The organism is Armatimonas sp., assembly GCF_031410135.1.
GTDB lineage: Bacteria > Armatimonadota > Armatimonadia > Armatimonadales > Armatimonadaceae > Armatimonas.
Genome location: NZ_JANNYP010000654.1, coordinates 1 through 5,864, shown reverse-complemented (window position 1 = coordinate 5,864; position 5,864 = coordinate 1). Strand labels below are relative to the sequence as shown.

The window sequence follows — 5,864 nt, the reverse complement described above, 5'->3', positions numbered from 1 at the left end:
GTGGCGCTCGGTGAGCTCACTGACCACGGGGAACTGGCCCTCGAAGTTGCCGGCCTCTAGGCGCTCGGCGAGCTTGCTGGCGAAAACCTCACGGCGGCGGACGGCGATATCGGCGTTGCTGGGTACCCGAAGCGGGGAGATCTTGGCCCCGATCTGGTGCTCAAAGCGCATCAAGTTACGGCGGTCACGGGGCTCGATCAGGCTGAGCGCATCACCCTCGCGGCCCGCCCGCCCGGTGCGTCCGATGCGGTGGATGTACTGCTCGACATCCCAGGGAAGATCGAAGTTGATGACGTGGGTGACGGAGTCAATATCCAGCCCCCGCGCTGCCACATCGGTGGCGACGAGAATATCGGCATGACCTTCCTTGAACTTCTTCATCACCCGGTCGCGCTCGGACTGTGCCATGTCTCCATGGATCGGCTCAGCGGCGTAGCCCCGGACACTCAGCCCCTCGGCGAGCTCCTGAGTCTCAAGCCGTGTGCGGCAAAAGACGATGGTGGGGCCAGGGGTCTCCATGTCTAGAATTCGGGCCAGTGCCTCTCGCTTCTTACCAGGCGCGACTTCGTAGTAGACTTGGCGGACGGTGTCCACGGTGCGCTGCTTGGAGGTGATCTCCACTTTCTGGGCACCCGGCAGGAACTTCTTCACCAGCGCCGAGATCGCTGGAGGCATCGTGGCCGAAAAGAGCGCCGTCTGGCGGGTCGTGGGAAGCGCAGCGAGAATCGTCTCGATGTCCTCCACAAAGCCAAAGGCCAGCATCTCATCGGCCTCATCAATGGCGCAGAACGAGACTTTCTCCAGGTTCACCGACCCACGCCGCATGTGGTCCATGAGACGACCTGGGGTTCCCACGACAACGGCGGGAGGCTTCATCAGGGCACGGAACTGTCGGTCAATGGGCTGTCCGCCGTAGACTGGCACAACCCGCAGCCCTGTTTTCCCGGCGAGCTTGTGGATCTGCTCCGCCGCCTGGATCGCCAGCTCACGGGTAGGAACGAGCACGAGGGCCTGCGTTCCCGGGGCATTCACATCAATCCGAGCGAGAAGGGGCAAGGCAAACGCTGCCGTCTTTCCCGTGCCAGTCTGTGCCTGACCGATAAGATCTTTGCCTTCCAGCAGAACGGGAATGGCGCGCGCTTGGATAGGGGTGGGGGACTCAAAGCCCGCCACTGTAATGGCCGCCAGCAGCGCTTCCGGCAGGCCTAGCTCCGCAAAGCCCGGCAGAGGTATCTCCACAATCGGCTCGGCAGAAGGTTTTGGGACAGGAGGGGGGGAAGCAGGCTTAACAGCACGTGGCTTGGCCACACGTGGTGCTTCTGTCTCGCTAGGGCCGGCAAACTCTGCTCTCGGCGCAAACTCAGGCTTTGGTTTTGCGGCAGGTTTTGGCGCAAAGGCGGGCCTGTCTGCGTAGGGAGGTTTGGCACCAGCAGGCTTCTTCGCCGCAGGGCGAGGAGCAGATTTCGGGGTAGTCGGCTTCGCGCCGAAGGGCAGGGATTTCTTCCCTGGCTTAGGATTGTCGTTTTTCTTCACGGAATGGTATATCTCTAATCAGAGGGAATCGCCACCTCTGCCCGGTTTATTGACCTGACTCGGTACAATGTACACATGCAGAAACTCCCAGAAGGCAAGGGGCTGGCCGCACAGTTCCCCGGCGACAAAGGCATCGCCCGTCACGCTGCGGTGATCTTGACAGAAGACTTTGAATCGGGCGATATTGCCTCACTCACAACGAAGTGGTCGGATATCTCCAATAAAGCGGGCAAGGCGCTGGTGCTGGAGACCGATAAAACCACGGGGCGACGGGTTCTGAAGATCACGGCGACGCTGGGTGAGAACAACGGAGGGCATCTCTTCACACTCCTACCACGTGCCAGTGAGACGCTCTATGCTCGTTTCTATGTTCGCTTCGAGCCCGATGCCGACTACATTCACCATTTCGTCTGGATGGGCGGTCACAATCCTCCCACCCGCTGGCCCAACCCGCAGGCGGGGAGCAAGCCCCGTGGCGACGATCGGGTTGCCGTGGGAATCGAGCCCTATGGGAATAATGGACGCTACCCGGCTCCTGGTGCGTGGAACTTCTACACCTACTGGCATGAGATGAAAAAAAGCGCCGATGGTAGGTTCTGGGGAGCCTCGATCGCACCGGAAGCTCGGCCACTACTGGTTCCGCGAGATCACTGGCAGTGTGTCGAGGTGATGACCAAGCTCAACTCCACTCCGGAAAAATCCGATGGCGAGCTGGCGCTCTGGCTCGATGGTAAGCTGTCGATGCACATCGCGCCGGGCGTGCGCCGTGGCCCGTGGACAGGGCTGGGCTTTACCCTCCCCGAGACTGGTGGCGAGCCTTTTGAGGGGTTTCGCTGGCGCACCAGCACAGAGCTAAGGCTCAATAACTTCTGGCTGGAGCACTATGTCACTGAGGAGGCACTTCGGCGAAATCGTAGCCGTCTCAAGCCGACGAACTCTGTCTGGTTTGATGATATTGTTCTCGCCACAGAGTACATTGGGCCTCGCACAAGCACTCCATAAACAAAGATAAACTTTAGGTGCAACTTTTCGAGTGGAGGGCTGTCTCAGGGAGGCAAGACGGAGTTATAAAGAGAAGGAAAGTGGCCTCGAAGGGACTCGAACCCCTGACACTCGGTTCCGAAGACCGATGCTCTAATCCGCTGAGCTACGAAGCCAAACACTCCAGCAAAACCGCTGGTATGCCAATTATATCATGACCACGAAAAAAAATCGGGGCCTGGTACTAATTCGAGGGAACTTTCTTTCCCTTACTTCGTACTACTTAGGAAATTGAGCGGGAGTAGCCGCCGATGATCGGATGAAAGTCCGTGGAGGCACATAGTATGCTGGTGATGGAAACACAAGAAGAAGCAATTGTCCTGACAAGTCAAGGACATCAACGAATTGAAGAAGAGCTGAATCGTCTGGTGACTGTGGATCGTCACGAGGTAGCGGCTCGGATCCGGGATGCGAAGGACTACGGTGAGCTCACCGAGAACGCCGAGTACGAGGCAGCCAAGAATGCGCAAGCCTTTGTCGAGGGGCGCATCATGGATCTCAAGAGCATCGTCGGGCGTGCTCGGATTCTTCGCGACTCCGATATCCCGACCGATCATGTCGGTCTAGGGAGCATCGTGACGATCCAGGACAAGAACTTTGGCGACGACTGGACCGTTACTTTGGTCTCGTCCTACGAAGCAGATCCAGATCAGGATCTCCTCTCCGATGAGTCGCCGATTGGCAAAGCACTTCTGCGCAAGCATGTCGGGGAGAGCGTCGAAGTGAAGACCCCCGATGGCCTTATTGCCTACGAAGTGATGTCAATTACAAAATAGGCTTGCCACTAAGTCCCGCTAGTATCCCCGCCTGCAGTGTTGTGAGGCGGGGAGCAGGGCGCAGGCGAAACGATGTCGCCTCTTCTGTACCCATAGTCAGTGTTGCTTGCTGAGTCACTCCACTGCGCAGGTAGGTCAGCCGCAGAGTATCTCCGGGTTTCTGCGAAGTAATGGCCGCTCCCAGAAGGGTGTCGAGCGACTGACCATCCACACTCAGAATCACATCGCCTGGCAGTAAACCGGCCTTGGCAGCAGGGCCTTGTGGGGCGACGATCCCGATTTTTGCTTGACCCGCTTGGGAGAGATCCCAGCCAATTCCCAAAGTCGCGGACTTGCTTACCGCAGCTTCCGCCAGAATCCCGCCTGCCGCAAGCTGTTCCGTGATTTGTAGCTCGTCTGTCGAGCGCAGTGCCCGCTCAAAGAAGGCAGAGAGATCGCTCTTGGCAAGCCGGGAGGCAGTCCGCTCGATCTCACCTTCGGCGTAGCCCCGACCACTTTTCTGGCACTGGGCAAGGAGGTCTTTGAGCACGTCCACCAGCCCGATCTTGTTGGCCGTGCGCTTCCGCAGCTCAATGTCGAGGAGCAAGCCCACCACCAGGCCCTTGTTGTAGTACGAGAGTCCCCCGTAGCCCTCCGACTCTTCCTGGCTCTCCCAGACTTTAGACGAAGCATCCTCCAGAGTGACTTGGTGACGCGCGGGATTACTCTGAAGCTGCGTGAGCTGCTCGGCCTGGTAGCCTAGCCAGAACCGCTGAGTTCCGAGCCCTGCCATAACCGTTAAAAGGGGCGCGAAGTAGTCCGTCACGCCCTCGGCAAACCAGAGGTCTTTCACCCGAACGGGGCGCGTGTAGTCAAATGGCCCGAGAGCCACGGGACGAATGCGCTTGATGTTCCAGGCATGGATAAACTCATGCGCCACAATGGTGAGGTTTTCTGCATCGGGCTGCCGCAAGCTCGACGGCTCCAGGCGCAGGACGGTGCTATTGAGGTGTTCTAGTCCTCCGAAGAAGCTGCCCTCACGAGTGAAGTGGAAGAAGAAGACATAGCGCTCAAACGGAGCCCCGCCAAAGACCTGGATACCGGCTTGGGCGATCTTAAAAACTCCCTCCGCCCACCGTGCATAGCGCGTGGAGTCGCCACCCGTAAGTACGACGGAGAACGCAGTGCCCTGGATCGTGCGGTCTATTCGCGTGAATGTTCCCAGCTCCGCTGGCTGATCCGCGAGCGTGTCGTAGTTTGGGGCAGAGAAAGTGTGCGGCTTGCCGACGACCGGAGTGTTCCCACTGGCCACCTCCCAGCCCTTGGGGAGCTGATAGTCAATGGTGCAAGGGGCCTCTTTGCCGTCAACAACATAAGTTAATGCCGCCGGGCCAGGGACAAAGCCGTGCTGACGATCCAGATAGGGCTCGAAGAAGCCGAAGCCCGTATCTGAGGCTTTCAGATCGTAGGAGAACGTGACACTTGCGGCTCCCTCCGTACTCACGCGCCAGGTATGTGCATCGCTCTGCTCTAGGGGGAGAGGCTTTTGTGTGGGGCCTTTGGCGGAGAAGCCACTCAGGTTGCGCTCATTGCCCCGTAGGACATACCAGCCCGGTGTCCAGGCAGGAAGCTGAAACGCCACTTTGGGATCGCGGAGCCCTTCTGCCTTAACGGACACCCGGTAGCGTGTCGTGGCCGGATCGGCTACTTGAACGGTGTAGGTGACATGGGCCGGGGGAGTCATGGCTTGCGGCGAGCGCGGCGCGGTGCCGCAGGAGGTTCGTCGGCAAGAAAGTCACGGAGATGACTCAAGGCACGTTTCTGAAGACGTGAGACATGCATCTGGGAGATGTCGAGTCTCTCAGCGATCTTGGCCTGGCTCAGCTCATCGTAGAAGCGCATCGCGATCACCTCACGCTCACGGGTTTCTAGGGTGGAGAGGGCATTGCGCAGATCCGCAAAGCTATCAAACTCAAACAAGAGCCGGTCCATCTTGCCCAACAGATCCATCAGGGTCGTGCTATCCAGAGTCGAGCGGGTATCCAGCTGGCTGTCTAGGGAGATTAGGTTACTGACCTCCTGTGACTCCATTGCTAGCAAGATATGCTCCTCACTTACCTCTAAACGCAGGGCAATCTCTTGTGGAGTTGGAGGATGCCCCTGTACCTGAGAAAGCTCGTTACTAACCCGACGAACCGCTTGCTGAAGCTCTTGGAGCCAGCGTGGGATCTTGATTCCTACCGCCTTATCGCGGAAGTGGCGGCGAATCTCGCCTAAGATCGTGGGGGTGGCATAGGTAGAGAAGCGTGTGCCTTGGTGCGGATCGTAGCGATCCAGAGCATTGATCAGGCCGATGTTGCCTACCTGGATTAAATCCTCCAGGGTTTCATCCCCCCCGACAAACCGTACGGCAATGGAGCGTACCAGCCGCTGGTGATGGAGAATGAGGGTGTCACGGAGCTGAGGGTCACGGGAGGTGGTGTACTCGCACAGGAGGCGCTCCAGTTCAGCCACAGAACTACCCTCTCTGAACGG

General features: G+C 58.7%; 5 protein-coding genes and 1 tRNA gene. 2 read left to right on the top strand and 4 right to left on the bottom strand.

The window, feature by feature from the left end:
- On the bottom strand, positions 1–1,533 hold a 1,533-nt coding region (locus RMO15_RS23920), incomplete at its 3' end, for a DEAD/DEAH box helicase (RefSeq protein WP_309718415.1).
- Between the two features lie 75 nt (positions 1,534–1,608).
- Between RMO15_RS23920 and RMO15_RS23915 the strand changes: the two genes are divergently transcribed.
- Entirely contained in the window at positions 1,609–2,535 is a 927-nt protein-coding gene (locus RMO15_RS23915) for a hypothetical protein (RefSeq protein WP_309718411.1), read from the top strand.
- Positions 2,536–2,616: 81 nt separating this feature from the next.
- Here RMO15_RS23915 and RMO15_RS23910 read toward each other — a convergent pair.
- Positions 2,617–2,690, bottom strand: a tRNA-Arg gene (locus RMO15_RS23910).
- Positions 2,691–2,867: 177 nt separating this feature from the next.
- Between RMO15_RS23910 and greA the strand changes: the two genes are divergently transcribed.
- Positions 2,868–3,350 (top strand): transcription elongation factor GreA, encoded by a 483-nt coding sequence (gene greA / locus RMO15_RS23905; protein WP_309718408.1) that lies wholly within the window; start codon positions 2,868–2,870, stop codon positions 3,348–3,350.
- Here the strand turns inward: greA and RMO15_RS23900 are convergent.
- Complete coding sequence (locus RMO15_RS23900; protein WP_309718405.1) at positions 3,340–5,073, bottom strand: PDZ domain-containing protein; 1,734 nt, start codon at positions 5,071–5,073, stop codon at positions 3,340–3,342. The genes greA and RMO15_RS23900 overlap by 11 nt on opposite strands.
- Positions 5,070–5,864: SigB/SigF/SigG family RNA polymerase sigma factor (locus RMO15_RS23895; protein ID WP_309718401.1), on the bottom strand; the 795-nt coding region annotated here is incomplete at its 5' end. The genes RMO15_RS23895 and RMO15_RS23900, both read right to left, overlap by 4 nt.